This is a genomic window from Sorangium aterium (genome assembly GCF_028368935.1).
GTDB lineage: Bacteria > Myxococcota_A > Polyangia > Polyangiales > Polyangiaceae > Sorangium > Sorangium atrum.
In genome coordinates this window covers 166,523-183,520 of record NZ_JAQNDK010000007.1, presented here as the reverse complement: position 1 = coordinate 183,520, position 16,998 = coordinate 166,523, and the positions used below count along the sequence as shown (strand labels likewise).

Here is a 16,998-nt window from a genome sequence, read left to right as displayed (position 1 = left end):
CCTGGCGTTCTACCGCGAGACCCGGGCGAATGTGAGGGACGGGATCGTCTCAACCGCGGGGATGCGGGGCGCCGGCGAGGGGCTCTAGCGCATCTCGTGCTCGCGCCAGAAGGCGAACGCCTCGTCCAGGTACACCTCCTTCGCGCCGTGGCCGAACGGGTGCTCGGCGACGCGCACGGGCCAGCCCGCGCTGCGCAGCACGCCGGCGAGGGCGCGGGCCGAGCCGCCCACCGTGTCGTGGGCCCCGAAGCCGATGTAGAACGGCCTCGGCGCGAGCGTCGCGAGCTGGGGCGTCGCGTGGCCTCCACCGCCGGACATCGCGCCGAACCCGTCGGCGTCGATCCCGCCGCGCAGCGCGAGCGCCGCGGCGAAGTACGCGCCCGACGACGAGCCGGCGACGTACACCCGCGAGAACGAGACGCCGGCGATCTCCTCGAGCTTTCTCCGCTTCTCCACGAACGTCGCGACGAGCGCGGCGGCGTGCTCCTCGTACGCCCGCTCTCCCGTCGGCCAGCCCCGCCAGCTCGCGTAGCCCTTCGGCGCGAGGCCAACCTTGCCGCGCGGGATCAGCGCGGCGACGCCCGCGCGCCGGGCGGCGTGGGACACGACCGTCTCGACGTTGGTCTTCTGCTCGCTCTCCTTCCCCGGCGGGACGATCCCGTGGAGATAGAGCAGCAGCGTCCGGGTCGGCGCGTCGGGCAGCACGTAGCATGTCTCCTCGTCGAGCGCGTCGACGCCGTCGATGCACCAGTCCGTCTCGACGCGCGGCGGGCGCGCTCGGGGCCACGGCGCCGGCTCGGGCGGCGCAGTCGCGGCCGCGGTGACGGCCGGGGTCGGAGCCGCAGGCACGAGGCCGGCATCCGCTGCATCGAGCGCGGCCCCGTCGGGCGCCGGCGCGCGCGCTCTCCTCGGAGCGTCTGCCGTGTTGCTGCATGCGCAGAGCGCGACCGCGAGCGCGCCGAGCAACGCCGCGATCCACCGCGCCGCGCCTCCGGAGCAGGACCCCATGACGCGACACCCAGGGCCGGCCAGCTCGCCGCTCGCTACCAGCTCGCCGCTCGCTACCAGCTCGCCGCTCGCTACCAGCTCGTCGCTCGCTAGCCGCCCCATCACCCTGCGCGCGCGTCGCTCACCGCGATCAGCGCCCCGAGCGCCGCCGCGCACACCGTCTCCGTGCGCAACGTCAGCGCGCCGAGGCGCACCCGCTCGAAACCGAGCGCCGCGCACATGCCGAGCTCCTCCGGCGTGAACCCGCCCTCCGGTCCGACCGCGAACGCCGCCTCCATGCCCGGCGACAGCGCGGCCAGCCGCGCGCCGAGCGGCGTCTCCGCGTAGGGATCCAGGCACATCCCCAGCGCGCCGCCCTCCGTCGACGGCGCCGCCCGCGCCTCGGCGAGCGCCGCCGCGAGGCTCATCGGCGCCTCCACCCGGGGCGCATCCCCGCGGCCGCACTGCCGCGCCGCCTCCACCGCGATGCGGCGCCAGCGCTGGCTCCTGTCCTCGGCGGGCCGCGCCACGCTCCGCGCCGAGATCGCCGGGATGATCCGCGTCGCGCCGAGCTCGGTCGCGTCGCGCACCACCGCGTCCATCTTGTCGCCCTTGCCCACCGCCTGGATCCACGTCACGCGCCGGCCAGGCCGCAGCGCGGCCGGGCGGGGCGCGTCGATGCGCGCCTCCGCCCCGCGGCGACCGATCGACTCGAGCGTGGCCTCCGCCTCGACGCCGAGCTCCGGATCGAACACGACGAACCGATCCCCCTCCCGGAGGCGGTGCACCCGCACGACGTAGCTCGCCGCCTCGGGCGGCAGCGCGATCACGCCGGCCGCGATCGCGCCGAGCGGCACCCGCAAGAGCCCCTGCCCGCTCATCCGGGCGAGGACGCCGCGCCGCCCGGCCCGCGGAACAGGAGCGCCACCCAGCCCTCGCCGCCCGCGTCGCCCCGCCCGGCCCTGCGATCGCCGCTCGGCGACGCCGGATCCGGCCGGGTCGCGACGTGCTCGAGCGGGCGCGGCAACGACGTGTACCGCGCGATCAGATCGTCGCGTTCGCTCTCGAGGATGCCCGACAAGATCAGCCAGCCGCCCGGCTCGAGCACACGCGCGAGCTCCGGCGCCAGCGGCCGGAGCACCCGCGCCTCGATGTTCGCGACGACCCACGGGAACCGCCGCGTCACCCCCTCGACCACGCCGGCGCTCGCCTCGATGCGGCCCTCGAGGCCGTTGCGCGCCGCGTTCTCGAGGACCACCTCGATCACATCCTCGTCGTTGTCGATCGCGACCGCCCGCTCCGCGCCGAGCAGCAGCGCGACGAGCGCGAGGATGCCGCTGCCCGTGCCCACGTCGAGGATCTCGCGGCCGCGGAGCTCCGCCGCGTGCTCGTCGAGGAGCTCCGCCACGAGCGCCGTCGTCGCGTGGAGCCCCGTGCCGAACGCCCTGCCCGGCTCGAGCAGGAGCACCCGCTCACCCTCGCGCTCGGGCGCGCGCTCCGCCCACGGCGGCACGACTGTGATCGTGGGCGTCAGCGCGAACGGCGCGAAGTGCTCCTTCCACGCGTCGCGCCAGGCGTCGCCCACCACCTCCTCGAGCCGCGCGGCGAGCGGCGGCGAGAGCTCCCCGAGCGCCGCGATGGCCTCCATCGCCTCGCCGTGATCCTCGAAGCTGGCGACGAGCGTCACCTGGCCCGAGCGCGCGCCGCGGACGAGCGTCTGCTCGTCGCGCTGCTCGACGCCGCTGGCGCCCAGCTCGAAGAGCAGGGCGCCGATCTCGTCGGCCTCCGGCTCCGGGACATCGACTGCAACGAACGGGTATCGAGGCTCCACCTGGCTTGCTCCGTGACGGGCCGCCGGCCTAAAGAGCGGCCGCGGCGCGGACGGGAGCCTAACGAAATTCCCGCAGAGAGGCGCGGCCGATCGCGCGGAACCGCTGGAACACGCGGAGCATTTTTAACGTCCGACGTAGCGGCGCCGCGCCGGGACCGAGACGAGCACCTCGGAGCGCGACGCCGGCGGCGGCACGCGCTCGCCGTCGTGGAGCACCATCGCGGTGAGCCGCCCCCCGTAGACCGCGCCCGTGTCGATCCCGGTCGCCCACGCGTGCATCTGCGGCTCGCTCCGCGCGTTGTGGCCGAACACCACGTGCGGCGGGCCCTGGTACGTCTGGCCCCACAGCGTCTTGCCCCCGCGGCGCTCGACCGGCTCGCCGTAGCGGCCGAGGCAGCGCACGTACATCAACGTGTGCGGATCCTGTCGCTCGATCGGCAACCCCGGGATCAGCCCCGCATGGACGACACGGAGCCCGTGCTCCGGCAGATCCAGCCAGTACGGCAGCGTCTCGAGCCACGCCCAGTCCCGCTTGCGGAGCTGCTGCGCGGTCTCCTTCGAGAGCTCCCCCAGCGGCTCGCCGCGAGGATCGCTCCGCCCTGCACGCCAGCGGAGCAGCCGATCCTCGTGGTTGCCCCGCACGGAGATCGCGCCGACCTCCCGGAGCAGATCGAGCGTTCCGCACGGATCGGGGCCGCGCACGATCAGATCGCCGACCATGACGACCCGATCGCCCGATGCGAGGCCCACGTGCTCGATCAGCCGCGCCAGCTCATCCCGGCAGCCGTGAACGTCACCGATGATGATCGTGCGCGGCATCTCACACCCAACGTAGCAGGGACGCCCGTTCCATGGGGGGCGCCCAGGCCCGTCCCCCCGGGCACGGCAGGACCGCGCGGCCCCGCCGGCGAGCGCGCGGCGGCCGCCACGCGCCTCCGCGCGCCGCGATCGGAATTTTACATGCAATTCAGGAGTTTTGCACGCGAGCCACCTGGACGGCGCCGCGCCGGGCCTCGGTCAGGCGCACTACGGGGAGTCGATCTTCGCGCGCTTCGGGATCACGACGATCCCGCCCTCGCTGACGAACCACTTCTTGCGGTCCTCCTCGAGGTTGAAGCCGATCTCGGCGCCGGCGGGGATCTCGACGTCCTTGTCGATGATGCAGCGACGGAGCTTGACGTGGCGCCCGATCTTGACGTCCTCGAACAGCACGCATTCCTCGATGTGGCTGAAGGAGTTCACGCGGACCCGGTTCGAGAGCACGCTGCGGTGGATCCTGCCGCCGGAGATGATGCACCCGAGCGAGACCAGGCTGTCCGTGGCGATGCCGACGCGCGCGTTCGCCTCGTCGCGGAACACGAACTTGGCGGGCGGGTCGTGGCTGATCCCGGTCCGGATCGGCCAGCGCGGGTTGTAGAAATTGAACGCCGGCTGGATGCTGACCAGATCCATCTGGGCCGCCCAGTACGCGTCGATCGTCCCGATGTCGCGCCAGTACCCCGCGCCCTCGTCCTCGCCGGGGACGCGGTTCTCGTGGAAATCGTAGACGTAGACGCGGCTGCCGCTCTGGACCATGCGCGGGATGATGTCGCGCCCGAAATCGTGCGCGCTGTCCTCCGTCGCGGCGTCGTGCTCGAGGACGTCGAGCAGCGCCTTCGTCTTGAAGATGTAGTTGCCCATCGACGCGAGGCACATGCCCGGCCTGCCGGGCATGCTCGGGGGATCCTGCACCTTCTCGTGGAAGGCGAGGATGCGCCCCGACTCGTCGCACTCGATGACGCCGAAGGACCGGGCCTCCTCCTTCGTCACCGGGATGGCGGCGACGGTCACCTCCGCGTCGCGCGACAGGTGATCGTGCAGCATCTGGCGCACGTCCATCTTGTAGACGTGGTCGCCGCCGAAGATGCAGAGGTGCTCGGGCGACTCGTCCGTGATGACGTGCTGGGTCTGGTAGACGGCGTCCGCCGACCCCTTGAACCAGCTCTTGCCCGTGCGCTGCTGCGCAGGGACGGTCTCGATGAAGCTGTCGAGCATCGGCGAGAGGCGCCAAGCTCGGGCGATGTGCTCGTCTAGCGACGCGCTCTTGTACTGCGTGAGGATCTTGATGCGGTGCAGGCCGGAGTTGACGAAGTTCGAGAGGACGATGTCGATGATCCGGTACCGGCCGCCGAACGGCACGGCCGGCTTCGCCCGGTCGTGCGTCAACGGGCCGAGCCGGCGGCCCTCGCCGCCAGCAAGGATCATCACCAAGACCTTCGACGCTTCGAAAGCGGCGCGCAGGTTCGTCTCGCGCATGGGACGGAGAGGGTACTCGATCGATGTTGCCATCGCGAAGAGCGGAAACGCGTCCTTCGCGTATTCGAGGCAACCCGGGACCGGGAGAACGCCGCGGAGAGCCGCGCAACCCGGCCTGGCGGCGCCGAGCCCAGCCGGGCGGGGCGCGCTGCGGGCCTCGCCGAGCGCGCCTCTCGTGCCCTCCTGCCCCGCGACGGGCGGCGCCGGCAGCGGCCCGTCGCGCTCTGCCGCCCTCCGCCCCTCCGCCCGCCCTCCGCCGCGGTGCGCTGCCGCGCGCCGATGCGCGACGATGCGCGACGATGATCGATGAAGAGAGGGGGACGTCTCCGTTTCTCTTTACGATCGAGTCGCGGCCGTGTTAGCCGTTTCCGCCGTCGCGCGCGCATGCGAGAGGCGCCTGACCCGCACGCGGCGCACCGCTGTCCGAGGGCTATTCCAGCGCTGGATCTTTCCTGCTGGAGGTGCCCGTCACGCTGACCTTGGAGATGCCATGAACGCCCGATTCGGTCGAACCCTCCTCGCCGCCATCCTCCTCGTCGCGGGCACTTCAGGGTGCGGAACGGACGAGCAGCCCTACCAGGCAAAGCCCGCCTTCAGCGGCCGCAAAGCGACCCTGCCCGCGGTGCCGACGCTGCCCGCAAAGAACAAGAAGCAGGGCGACGCATACACGGTCTGGGGCGTCACGCACGACCTCCGGAGCCGCGTCCACTTCGAGGACGTGAACGGCAAGAAGATCTCGATCGTCGGCTACATCGTCAAGACGAACCTCGCCGAGGCCCCCGCCTGTGCCGTGCACAAGACGGGCAAGGGTGACCCGCCGGACTGCAAGGCGCCGGTCCCGAGCTTCGCGATCGCCGACGAGAAGGGCGAGACCAAGGACATGATCGACGTCATGGGCTGGGCCTCGAACTTCGCGCAGATCTACAGCATGATCGAGGCGATCGACAAAGCGCCGCGCGGCAAGGAAGGCGAGGCGAAGCTCACGGACGAGTTCTGGGGCCAGGAGCTGCCGAACCCGATCCCGGCCGTCGGCGCGAAGGTGAAGGTCACCGGCACCTACGGCGTGACGTTCACGAAGTCGACCGGCGGCGCGGCGGCCAACCCGAAGTACGGCATCATGTCCGCGGAGCAGATCGAGTTCCTCGAGCCGCCGCCCGAGAAGGCGACCCTCCCCGGCATGAAGCGCAAGCCCTGACGCCGGCGCGTCGGGCCGCTTCACGCCGCTTCACGTAAGGATGGACCGGATCCCGCTGCTCGGCTCGGTCGCCGCCGACTCGAAGACGGCATCGACGAGCAGCCGCCGCGCCGACTCGTCGTCCGCTTCCCGGCGATCGACGCGCACCAGCGACGCCGGCGCCTGACGGGTGATCGAGTCGAACGCCTCCCGATCGAACCGGTACAGCTCCTCCATCACGATCACGGCGTACGGCTGCGACGCCGCGCTCGTCGCCCGGAGCGAGCGCAGATCGCACTCACGCACCACCACCCCGAGCCGGGCCCCCGCCTCCCGGCACACGGCGACGAGCTCGGCAGGACAACCGGCCACGATCACGAGCGGAGCGGGCGGAGCGTTCGGGACCACGGCCTTGCGGGGCTTCGTACCGTCCTCCATGGGCGCCTCAACGTAGGCCATGAGTTGAGTACGCCGGCAAGGGAATTGTTTCGTCAGGCACGACTGGCGAACCGGTCTTTCTGCGCGATACGGCGGCGATCAACGCACACCGGGTCCCTGCTGGATGTGCCACCCCCGGCCCTCTGCCACGCCGATGAAACGGATCCGCCCCGACCGCTCCATATCGTCGACAAGCTCCTCCGCCTCGAGCTGCGAGATGTCGATCCGGTCGCAGAGCACGTCCCGGAACCGGGTCTTGCCCTGCACGTAATCCTCGTCGATCAGCGTGCCGAGCGAGCTCGCCAGGATCTCGGCGGCCAGGTCGAGCGCAACCACGGGCGTGACCACGGTCTCGGCGGTCGTGCGGACGCTCTCGTCCGTCGTCTGGACGGCCGCGTCGCCCATCGTGACGCTCGCGTCTCCGGTGATGAGGGTGCCGTACTCGACGGTGCTCCGATCGGTCGTCATGACTCCACCTCGTCCGGGCTCGGGCGGGTCCGGAGGCCGCGCCCGCGCCAGGCTTCCTCCCTCGCTATGGAGCGCAGGAACGCCGAGCGGAAGCCGAGCGGACGCTGACACCGCGAGGGCGCCTCCGGAGACGTCGATCCCGGCGGCGATTTCAGGCGGCAATCCGCCGAAGATCAGGGAAGCTACCGCTCCTGCCAGGCCCATCGCTCGAGGGGGGGAGGCCCTGGGCCACGAAATCATGATGTCGTCCCGCGAGTACTCCCCATCACGCCCCAGCCGCACGGGGGCGGCGCGCACGCCGATCCCCCGCGCGCGGGGGCTGATCCCGTTCCAGCTCGTCGGTCGGGTGCTGCTCCACGCGATCCTCGTCGGCGTGACGGCCGGCATCGCCGGCTCGCTGTTCTTCGCCGCCCTCGAGCTCGCCGAGCACGAGCTCTTCGTCGCGGTCACCGGCTACGAGCCGCTCCGCGCCAAGGGCGAGGCGGTGCTCTCGAGCGCGCGCATCGGGGCGTTCCGGCCGTGGCTCGTCCTGTTCCTGCCGGCGTTCGGCGCCCTCGTCGGCGGGGTCCTCACGACGAAGCTCGCGCCCGAGACCCGCGGCGGCGGCGGCGACGCCTTCATCCGGGCGTTCCACCACCTGGGCGGCAACTTCCGCCGCCGCGTCCCGTTGGTGAAGGCGATCGCCTCGATCTTCACGCTCGGCTGCGGCGGCGCCGGCGGGCGCGAGGGGCCGACGATGCAGATCGGCGGCGCGATCGGCTCGATCATCGGCCGCGCGCTCCGGGTGGACACGCGCGAGCGGCGGATCCTGCTCATCGCCGGCGCGGCCGCGGGCATGGCGGCCGTGTTCCGGACGCCGCTCGGAGCCGCGCTCCTCGCCGTCGAGGTGCTGCACCGCGACGACTTCGAGGCCGACGCGCTCATCCCGTCCATCCTCGCGAGCGTCGTCTCGTACTCGGTCTTCATTTACTTCTTCGGCGAGTCGACCCTCTTCGCGCACGCGCCCCGCTACCCGTTCATCCCGAGCCACCTCCCCCTCTACGCCGTGCTCGCGCTCGTCGTCTCGCTCGTGGCCACGGTGTTCCTCCGGACGCTGCACGCCGTGGAGCACACGGTGCACCGGATCCCGCTGCCGCCATGGGCGAAGCCCGCGCTCGGCGGCCTCGCGCTCGGCGCGCTCGTGACCCCGCTGCTCATGCTCCTCGGGCCGCGCTTCGACAGGCCGGGGCAGGGGTTCGGGATGCTGGGCGCGGGCTACGGGGCGGCCCAGATCGCGATCACGGGGGCCGCGTGGCTGCCGGGCGGGTGGACCTCGGTGCAGCTCCTGCTCGTGCTGCTCGCCACGAAGATCGTCGCGACCTCGCTCACCGTCGGCTCGGGCGGCAGCGCGGGGGACTTCGGCCCCTCGCTCGTGCTCGGCGCGCTCACGGGCGGGGCCTTCGGGCGCGCCGCGGAGCTCCTCCTCGGCGACCCGCGCATCGACCCCGGCGCGTTCGCGCTCGTCGGGATGGGCACGTTCTACGGCGGGATCGCGCACGTCCCCATCGCCTCGCTCGTCATGGTCTGCGAGCTCGCCGGCAGCTACGACCTGCTCGTGCCGCTCATGCTCTGCGAGGGCATCGCCTTCGTGGCGCTCAGGCACAGCACCCTGTACCGCGCGCAGGTCGCGACCAAGCGCGAGTCCCCGGCGCACCGGGGCGAGCTCATCGTCGACGTGCTCCGCAGCATCCGCGTCGCCGACATCGTCATCCGCAGCCGCCCGTTCGTGTCGTTCGAGGCGCGGACCCCCGCCTCGATCGTCGTCGAGCGCATCGCGGCGTGCGAGTGGCAGGACACCTTCCCCGTGCTCTCCGAGGACGGCAAGGTCGTTGGCACCATCGACGCCGAGATCCTCCGCGCCACCGCGACGAGCCCCGAGCTCTCGGGGCTCGCGATCGCGCACGACATGATGGCGAGCCCCGCCTCGGTCAGCGAGGCCGAGGACCTGCACCACGCGCTCCAGGTGCTGCTGGAGCTGCGCGTGCGGGAGCTCCTGGTCACCGACGCCGAGGGCAAGATCGTCGGCATCCTGGACGAATCCGACGTCACGCGCGCCTACCACGACGCGACGGCGGAGCTGGAGAGCGCGGGTCAGTAGGGCTCTCGGAGCAAGCGACAAACGACGGCGCGAGGCGGACGCATGGCGCGCTCGCCCTGGAAATTCGGGAATGGCCCGCTTTCCGACGCCTGCGCGGCGGCGCGGCGGACACGCGCGTGTCACGGGCGTCCGCGCGCGGATGTCCCGGTCGCGCCGCGCGCCCGATCGTGGTTCGGGCGTAATGACGCAAGCGCGCAGACCCCACCGCTTTCGGGAGTCTCCTGAGCTTTCAATCTTGGATTCCACGCAGCGACGGAACGGAGCGCGTGGGGAATACTCTCGTTCATCCGGGGAATTCGGGGTCCGGAGAGCGCGAGGGAGAACGGCATGCTGGTCGATACGCTCGGAGGTCGGACGGTGCGGCGCAACGCGGAAGTACGAACACGATCGAGCGCGCCGAACAGCCGCGCCAAGCTCGTGGTCGTCGTGGACGACGAGCCCAACATCCAGGAGGTCGTGAGCATGATCCTGGAGAGCGAGGGCGGCTACGAGGTGCGCTGCGCCTCGAACGGCGAGGAGGCGCTGGCGCTGCTCGACCAGATCGCGCCGCCGGATCTGCTCGTCGTCGACATCATGATGCCGGTGATGGACGGCTGGGGCCTGATCACGGCGCTCCGGCACAACGAGAAGACGGCCCGTATACCAGTCATTGTTTCATCCGCGTCTTCAAAACATGACGCGACGAGCCTCGGTGTCGCTAAAGTGCTGCCCAAGCCGATCGACTACGACGCCTTCCTCGCCGCGGTCGACGAGCTCACGCGCTCCAGAGAGCGCCAGATCCTCGACGCCGAGTAGGCCGAGTCGATCGGCCGACCGCGCCACTGCCTCCATCACGGCAGAAACCGGAAATGGCCCATGGACCTCGGGGGCCGTCCAGCGGTAGCTTCACTCCAGTGTTGTTAGAGAACCCGGGTGCCGGCCTCTTCGCCGGCTACACTCCCCTCCCCGGCGCCTACGACGAGCTGTTTGGTCGAGACGGCGCTCCTCGCCCCGAGTTCCTGCGCACTGCCACGCTCCTCGGCGCGCTCGCGCCGAACGAGTTCGCGCGCGCGCAGCACCTCGCGGAGCTCGCCCTGCTCAACCAGGGCGTCACGTTCTCGGTCTACGCGGACCAGCGCGGCGCGGAGAAGATCTTCCCGCTCTGCCTCATCCCCCGGATGCTCTCCGCGGCGGACTGGGCCCACATGGAACGGGGCCTCGAGCAGCGCGTCCGCGCGCTCGGCCTCTTCCTCGACGACGTCTACGGGGACCAGCGCATCCTCAAGGAGGAGCGCGTCCCCCGCGACCTCGTGCTCGGCTCCGGGCAGTACCTGAAGCAGGTCCACGGCCTTCGGCCCCCGGGCGGCGTGCGCATCCACATCGCGGGCGTCGACATCATCCGTGATCCGGCCGGGACCTTCCGGGTCCTCGAGGACAACCTCCGCACGCCGTCCGGCGTCTCCTATGTCCTGGAGAACCGGCTCATCAGCAAGCGTGTCCTGCCGCACCTGCTCGACAAAGCGCGCGTGCAGCGGGTCGACCATTACCCGGCCCGGCTCGCCGAGACGCTGCGCTCGGTGTCGCCCGCGAGCCCGAGCGGCACGAGCGCCGTCGTGCTCACGCCGGGGCCCTACAACTCGGCCTATTTCGAGCACAGCTTCCTCGCGCGCACGATGGGGCTCGAGCTCGTGCAGGCCCCCGACCTGTTCGTCGATCAGGACCAGGTCTTCGTCCGCACCACGCGCGGCCCCCGCCGGGTCCACGTCATCTACCGCCGCATCGACGAGGCGTTCCTCGACCCAGAGGCCTTTCGCCCCGACAGCCTGCTCGGCGTTCGCGGCCTGATGCGCGCCTACGCCGCCGGCAACGTCGCGCTCGCGAACGCGCCCGGCAACGGCGTGGCCGACGACAAGGCCGTGTACCCCTTCGTGCCGGAGATGATCCGCTATTACCTCGGCGAGGAGCCGGTCCTCGAGCAGGTCCCCACCTACCTCTGCATGCGCGACGACGACCGCCGTTATGTGCTCGACCACCTCGACCAGCTGGTCGTCAAGGCGGTCGACGAGGCCGGCGGCTACGGCATGCTGATGGGGCCGCAGTCGACCGCCGCGCAGCGGGACGAGTTCCGGGCGCGCATCCAGGCGACGCCGCGCCGCTACATCGCCCAGCACCGGATCGAGCTCTCGACGAGCCCCACCTGGGACCCGACCGCCAAGACCGCGGTCCCAAGGAGGCTCGACCTGCGCCCCTACGTGCTGACGGGCCGCGACGGCTCGTGGGTGCTGCCCGGCGGGCTCACGCGCGTCGCGCTGGTGGCCGGCTCCTACGTCGTCAACTCGAGCCAGGGCGGGGGCTCGAAGGACACCTGGGTCCTGAAGGGCCCAGGGGAGAACGCGCAGCGCACCCCCTCGGTCGGCGCTCCCGGCGCGGGCCCCGCTGCCGTGAACAACGACCCTCCCGGCGCGGCGCCGGGCTCTGACCCCCCGGAGGCCCCGTGATCTCCCGCGTCGCCGATCACTGCTTCTGGTTCGGCCGCTACCTCGAGCGGACCGAGAACATGGCCCGCATCCTCGCCGTCACGCAGAACCTCGCGCTCGACGCCGAGATCCCGACGCAGCAGTGCTGGCTGCCGGTCATCATCGTGGCCGGGCAGAAGGCGCACTTCGGGGCCGAGCACGGCGAGGAGGCCGCGGCCGACGGCGAGCTCGTGCAACGCTACATGAGCTTCGACGAGGACAACCCGACGAGCCTCCGCAGCTCGATCTCGGCCGCGCGCTGGAACGCGCGGTCGATCCGGGAGGTCGTCAGCCTCGAGGTGTGGGAGACCGTCAACGAGCTCCACCTCTGGGTGAACAGCGAGGAGGCGCGGGAGGAGTTCAGGTCGAGCCGCTACGCCTTCTACCGGCGCGTACGCCAGCTCACACAGCTTTGCCTCGGGCTCACGCAGAGCACGATGCTCAACGACACGCCGCTCGATTTCATCTGGCTCGGCGTGCTGCTCGAGCGCGTCGGGCAGACCGCGCGCACGCTCGACGTGCATCACCACGCCCTGACCAACCTGCCGCCGCCGCCGCCGTCCGAGATGAGCGCCCAGGCGCAGGGCGCGCTGCGCAGGCAGCACCGGGTCGTGGAGACGGCGCTCTGGCTCTCGCTCCTCCGCGCCTGCTCGGGGTTCGAGCCGTTCATGAAGCTCAACCAGGGTCAGGTGAGCGAGCAGGCTGTCGCCCAGTTCCTCCTGTACGAGCCGCGCTTCCCGCGCTCGATCCGGCACTGCGTCCACGCGGCGTTCGCGCGCCTCTGCGAGATCCGGCCGCCGGACAGCGTGGCGCTCCCCGGCGGCGAGAGCCTCGAGCGGCTCCAGCTCCTGCACCAGTGGGTGGCCGACAGGGCCACCGAGGCGTTCGACCCGATGGCGGTCCACGCGGCGCTCACCCATGTGGTCGACGAAACGGCGATGATCTGCGACGGTATCGGTCGCGAGCTGCTCGGTTACGGGCCGCCCGACAGCAACCCCACGGTCACGAGCCAGTAGCCGCAACAGTCGCCGACGCACCCATGCCGAATCTCCTCGCGATGTCGTTCGAGGGCGAGCTCGCCCCATGCTTCGATCTCACCTGCCTGCGCCCCGGGCGCAAACTGCCTGACGGCTGGGGCATCGGTTACTACCCCGGCGGGGAGCCGAGCGCCTCGGTGCTCAAGGAGCCGGCGCCGCCGCAGGGGAGCATCCGCAGCGAGCTCGTGAAGGCGTGGGAGCACCTCGAGTCGTCGCTGCTCGTGCTGCACATCCGCACGGCGACGTGGGGCAGCGTCAACGACGCCAACACGCAGCCGTTCAGCCGGAGCTGGGGCGGGCGTGACTGGCTGTTCGCGCACAGCGGCAGCCTTGTCGACCGGATCGAGGTCGATCCGAAGTCGCTCTTCCAGCCGGTCGGCTCGACGGACACGGAGCTCATCCTGTGCGAGCTCATGCGCTGGATGGCGTCCGAGGGCCTCCGGAGCATCGGCGACGTCGATCCGGCGGTGCTGCGCGACTGGTTCGACGAGATGAACGAGCACGGCCCCCTGACGTCGGTCCTGGCCGACGGCCGCGATCTGGTGGTCTACGCCGATCGCGATCGCGAGGGGGACGCCTTCCTGTGGGAGGTGCTGCCGCCGTACGAGCGCCTCGCGTTCGGGGACGACGATCTGGAGGTCGACCTGACGCGCCGGGGGGTCAAGAGCCGCAAGGGCGTCATCGTCTCGTCGGAGGAGCTCAAGGTCCACGCGGGCGGGCGGGCGGCGGCCTGGAAGCGCGTGCCCCCGGGGCACCTCGTGGTGCTGCGGCAGGGGGCGCTCCGGGCCACGGCGTCGCCGCGCACCGACCGGCGCAAGCCGTCGTCGTCCACGCCGCCGCTCTCGTCGCGCCCGGTCCGGCGGCCCGTGCACGCGGCGATCCGCCGCTTCCAGGTGGTGCACCGCACGTCGTACCACTATGCGACCGCGGTGGAGCGCAGCACGCACCTCCTGCGGCTGACGCCGGCGCACGACCGGATGCAAACCGTGCTGCACAACGAGATCGACGTGTCGGTCGAGGGCCAGCATCGCGAGTACGACGACGTCTTCGGCAACCGCGCGCGGCGGGTGCTGCTCGACACGCCGTTCAACGATCTCGTCATCGAGTCGAGGTCGCGGGTGGAGCTGCTCGACACCGATCCGCTGAGCTTCCGCCCGCTGCGCGCCCGGTCGACGATCCCGCTCGTGTGGATGCCGTGGCAGCGCCAGATCCTGCAGCCGTTCCTCCTGCCGCCGGAGCTGCCCGAGAGCGAGCTCGCGGAGCTCAGCGAGTACGCGATGACCTTCGTCGAGCGGAACGGCTACGATCTGCTCGACACGCTGCTCGACCTGAACGCGTCGATCTTCGAGGAGTACGAGTACAAGCAGGGGTCGACGAACCTGTTCACGACGGCGTTCGACGTGTACGCGAACCGCCGCGGCGTGTGCCAGGACTTCACGAACCTGTTCATCTGCCTGACGCGGCTGCTCGGCGTGCCGTCGCGCTACGTGTGCGGGTACATCTACACGGGGCCGAAGCACGAGAACCAGCGGCAGAGCGAGGCGTCGCACGCCTGGGTCCAGGTGTACCTGCCGGAGATCGGGTGGAAGGGCTTCGACCCGACGAACGGGATCCTGACGCAGACCGATCACATCCGCGTCGCGGTCGGCCGCAACTACGTGGACGCGACGCCGACCTCGGGCACGATCTACGTGGGCGGAGGGGCGGAGCGCCTCGCGGTCGACGTGCGGGTCGAGCCGATCGACTGAGAGGTCGACCGGCTCAGCGCCGCGGTGCGCTCGATGGAGAGAGAGAGGCGGCTCAGGGCCGCGTGGCGATCCAGTAGAGGAGCGCGGTCCGGCTGAGGCCGTCGTCGAGCGTGGTGAGCGCCTGCGCGTCCTCCCAGGCCGCCTCCTTGTCGACGGTCGCGTGCGCCGCGATCAGGAACGCTTTCCAGGGGTCCTCCGCGGCTGCCGTGGTCTCCGAAATCGTGGGCCACGCGTCCTGGATCCAGTCCTTGGAGATGAGCGACTCCGAGATCGGCGTGATCGGGAGCAGCTGGATCCCATAGACGTACTCGGGGTTGGCGCCGAACCACGTCCCGAAGTCGGCCTTCGTGGACCAGAGCACGCCGACAGCGCCGTTGTTCTTGAACGGCTCGGGGTAAACCGTGCTGTCCGCGGTCACCTGCCAGTACGTCTGCGCCGAGGCCGTCTCCAGGGCGAGGAGCACCCGACCGAGGTTCTCCACGTCCTTGTTCTCGAGCGCCTCGCCGAGCAGCTGCATGCTGTACCAGGCGTTGACGGCCTCGGAGGTCGACTCCTGGTTGCGGCCGTCCGCGAACGGGAACAGCCCTGACGCCCACGAGTGGCCCCTGAACCAATCCATGTTGCGGAACGGCGTGAAGAACTTGTCCTTGGCGCTCGGGTTCGCGATGTCCCGGACGAGCCAGAGCGCCTTGTCCCCGTACTCCTCGCGCCACGCCTCATCGCTCTTCGCGAGCACGGCCGCCGCGTAGAGGAAGTAGCCGTAGTGGAAGTGGTGATCGTTGTAATACCCCTGGCCGAAGTCGGCGGCCTGGTCCGTCAGGCCATTGGTCGTCACGAGGCCGCCCCAGGTCGTGTCGTAGACGAGGGGGTTGGCGTTCTGGCCGTTGAGCCACGGGTTGAGGCGCGACTTGAGCCGCGCCCTGAGCTCCTCTGCGAGATCCGCCTTGCCGACCACCTCGGCGATCTGCGCGAGGCGCGCGAGCTTCGCGAGCTGCTTGCCGCCGAAATAGGGGTCTGTCCCGGCGACCGCATCGTCGGGCGTGAAGCCCTTGTCCTCCTCGAGGGCCGTGACGACGGCATCGCCCCACTCGTCCGAGACGCGGCGCGGCGCGTCCCAGCCGATCGTGCTGAGCGGGTACTTGAGCTCCCAGCTCGCGCCGGACATACCCTTCATCTGGCCGATCACGGTCGGGTACGAGACGTCCGCCGGCTTGAACATGTTGAGGTGATCCAGATGGTGCGGCAGCGCCATGGTCAGGAGATCGCCCTCCCCCTCGGTCTTCCAGACGAAGCGCACCGTGGCCTCGTCCTCGGTGACCGAGGCCTCGATGTCGCCGCCGACCGGGATGACAGCGGCGTGGTCGTCGAGCTCGGCCGCGGCGTTCGGCCCGGGGACGAGCGCGAGGCGGAGCGAGCCCTCGTACGGCTCGTCCGCCGTCATGGAGAGGGCGTCCCACTCGAGGCTGATCTCGGGGAATGCATAGAGCACCCACGTCTGGCCGTTGTTGAGCGAGATCTCGAATCGGTCGCCCGTGACCGTGGTGGGGCTCGTCGATTCGCCGTTCACCTCGGTGATCGCCACGCCGTCGCCGGCGCGGACGGAGGGGGCGAGCCCGTCGTAGGTGGCCGTCACGTACGGCATCCCGTACACGATGGGCGCCGTCATCGTGCCGCCCGGCGCCGCCCACTCCACGGTGACCGAGAGGAGATCGGTCGACTTGACGGTGTGGCCGGAGAAGGCCTGGCGCGCGCTGAGCGCGAGCTGCGTCAAGTCCGCCGAGGTGACGGCCTTGCTGTCCACCACGACGGCGGGCCGGGAGATCGACAGCGCCTGTCGGACCGCCTTGAGGTCGTACGGCGCGGCGTTGATCCGCTGATCGCCATCACCGAGAGCGAAGTTCATCCAGGTGGCGTTCGTGGGGAGCGGGGCCTTGAGATCGGCCAGCACGGCGCCCGGCGCGAGCGGGTGCTCCGCCTCCGTGAACTCCGGAGCGACGTCCGACAGCGGCTTGCTGCGGTCGAGATCCCACGTCTCGGGCGGCACGCCGCCGGTGCCGCCGGTGCCGCCGCTGCCCCCTCCCCCGCTGCCTCCGCCTCCGTCCCCCTCGGTCACCTTGGGCGGCGGCTCGTCGTCGCCGCACGCGGCGATCGCGGAGAGGCAGCTCAGCAAAGCAAAAGTCCGTAGCATCGGATGCTTCAACATCATAATCCAGCTCCCTCGCTCCCTCGCTCCAGCGCTCATCGCTCCACCTGACACGAAGCGGATCGAGAGATGAGCCCTGGTATCGTGGTAGTTTCATCGATTTGCAAGCAACGGCACAGATTCTTTCATGAAGCGCGGGGCCCGTCCAGCTTGGCGAGCGCGCCGTCCACGCGCCCGAGGCCCTC

At 71.0% G+C, this 16,998-nt stretch carries 14 protein-coding genes; 6 read left to right on the top strand and 8 right to left on the bottom strand.

Annotated elements, in window-relative coordinates; translation table 11 throughout:
• Window positions 1-84: 84 nt before the first annotated feature.
• The 5 genes from POL72_RS48580 to glgC all read right to left on the bottom strand — a co-directional run bounded on the left by POL72_RS48580 (window position 85) and on the right by glgC (window position 5,113).
• On the bottom strand, window positions 85-1,110 hold the full coding sequence (locus tag POL72_RS48580) for an alpha/beta hydrolase (RefSeq protein ID WP_272104066.1): 1,026 nt from the start codon (window positions 1,108-1,110) through the stop codon (window positions 85-87).
• Window positions 1,110-1,868: an RsmE family RNA methyltransferase gene (locus POL72_RS48575; protein WP_272104065.1), complete on the bottom strand. Its 759-nt coding sequence runs from the start codon at window positions 1,866-1,868 to the stop codon at window positions 1,110-1,112. The genes POL72_RS48580 and POL72_RS48575 overlap by 1 nt, the downstream gene beginning before the upstream one ends.
• Entirely contained in the window at window positions 1,865-2,818 is a 954-nt protein-coding gene (locus POL72_RS48570; RefSeq protein WP_272104063.1) for a 50S ribosomal protein L11 methyltransferase, read from the bottom strand. The genes POL72_RS48575 and POL72_RS48570 overlap by 4 nt, the downstream gene beginning before the upstream one ends.
• Window positions 2,819-2,941: 123 nt before the next feature.
• Entirely contained in the window at window positions 2,942-3,637 is a 696-nt protein-coding gene (locus POL72_RS48565) for a metallophosphoesterase (protein ID WP_272104061.1), read from the bottom strand.
• Window positions 3,638-3,844: 207 nt separating this feature from the next.
• Window positions 3,845-5,113, bottom strand: coding sequence for a glucose-1-phosphate adenylyltransferase (glgC, locus tag POL72_RS48560; RefSeq protein WP_272104545.1), 1,269 nt, complete (start codon window positions 5,111-5,113; stop codon window positions 3,845-3,847).
• Between the two features lie 490 nt (window positions 5,114-5,603).
• Between glgC and POL72_RS48555 the strand changes: the two genes are divergently transcribed.
• Window positions 5,604-6,308, top strand: coding sequence for a hypothetical protein (locus tag POL72_RS48555; protein ID WP_272104060.1), 705 nt, complete (start codon window positions 5,604-5,606; stop codon window positions 6,306-6,308).
• A 30-nt stretch (window positions 6,309-6,338) separates the two neighbouring features.
• Here the strand turns inward: POL72_RS48555 and POL72_RS48550 are convergent, their stop codons facing one another.
• The gene (locus POL72_RS48550) at window positions 6,339-6,725 is read right to left on the bottom strand and encodes a hypothetical protein (protein ID WP_272104058.1); all 387 of its coding nucleotides are present in this window, start codon (window positions 6,723-6,725) and stop codon (window positions 6,339-6,341) included.
• 99 nt (window positions 6,726-6,824) lie between these two features.
• Window positions 6,825-7,193 (bottom strand): hypothetical protein, encoded by a 369-nt coding sequence (locus POL72_RS48545; RefSeq protein WP_272104056.1) that lies wholly within the window; start codon window positions 7,191-7,193, stop codon window positions 6,825-6,827.
• 238 nt (window positions 7,194-7,431) lie between these two features.
• On the opposite strand from POL72_RS48545, the gene POL72_RS48540 reads away from it, so the two are divergent.
• The 5 genes from POL72_RS48540 (at window position 7,432) to POL72_RS48520 (ending at window position 14,610) form a co-directional block, all read left to right on the top strand.
• The gene (locus tag POL72_RS48540) at window positions 7,432-9,330 is read left to right on the top strand and encodes a chloride channel protein (protein WP_272104055.1); all 1,899 of its coding nucleotides are present in this window, start codon (window positions 7,432-7,434) and stop codon (window positions 9,328-9,330) included.
• Window positions 9,331-9,657: 327 nt separating this feature from the next.
• A complete protein-coding gene (locus POL72_RS48535) occupies window positions 9,658-10,125 on the top strand; it encodes a response regulator (RefSeq protein WP_272104054.1) in 468 nt (155 codons plus the stop codon).
• Between the two features lie 98 nt (window positions 10,126-10,223).
• Window positions 10,224-11,807 (top strand): circularly permuted type 2 ATP-grasp protein, encoded by a 1,584-nt coding sequence (locus POL72_RS48530; RefSeq protein WP_308738146.1) that lies wholly within the window; start codon window positions 10,224-10,226, stop codon window positions 11,805-11,807.
• Window positions 11,804-12,841: an alpha-E domain-containing protein gene (locus POL72_RS48525; RefSeq protein WP_272104051.1), complete on the top strand. Its 1,038-nt coding sequence runs from the start codon at window positions 11,804-11,806 to the stop codon at window positions 12,839-12,841. Before POL72_RS48530 ends, POL72_RS48525 begins: the two co-directional genes overlap by 4 nt.
• Before the next feature lie 23 nt (window positions 12,842-12,864).
• Entirely contained in the window at window positions 12,865-14,610 is a 1,746-nt protein-coding gene (locus POL72_RS48520) for a class II glutamine amidotransferase (protein WP_272104049.1), read from the top strand.
• A gap of 52 nt (window positions 14,611-14,662) precedes the next feature.
• Here POL72_RS48520 and POL72_RS48515 read toward each other — a convergent pair whose 3' ends face one another.
• Window positions 14,663-16,798, bottom strand: coding sequence for a glucan endo-1,3-beta-D-glucosidase (locus POL72_RS48515; protein ID WP_272104047.1), 2,136 nt, complete (start codon window positions 16,796-16,798; stop codon window positions 14,663-14,665).
• Window positions 16,799-16,998 lie beyond the last annotated feature (200 nt).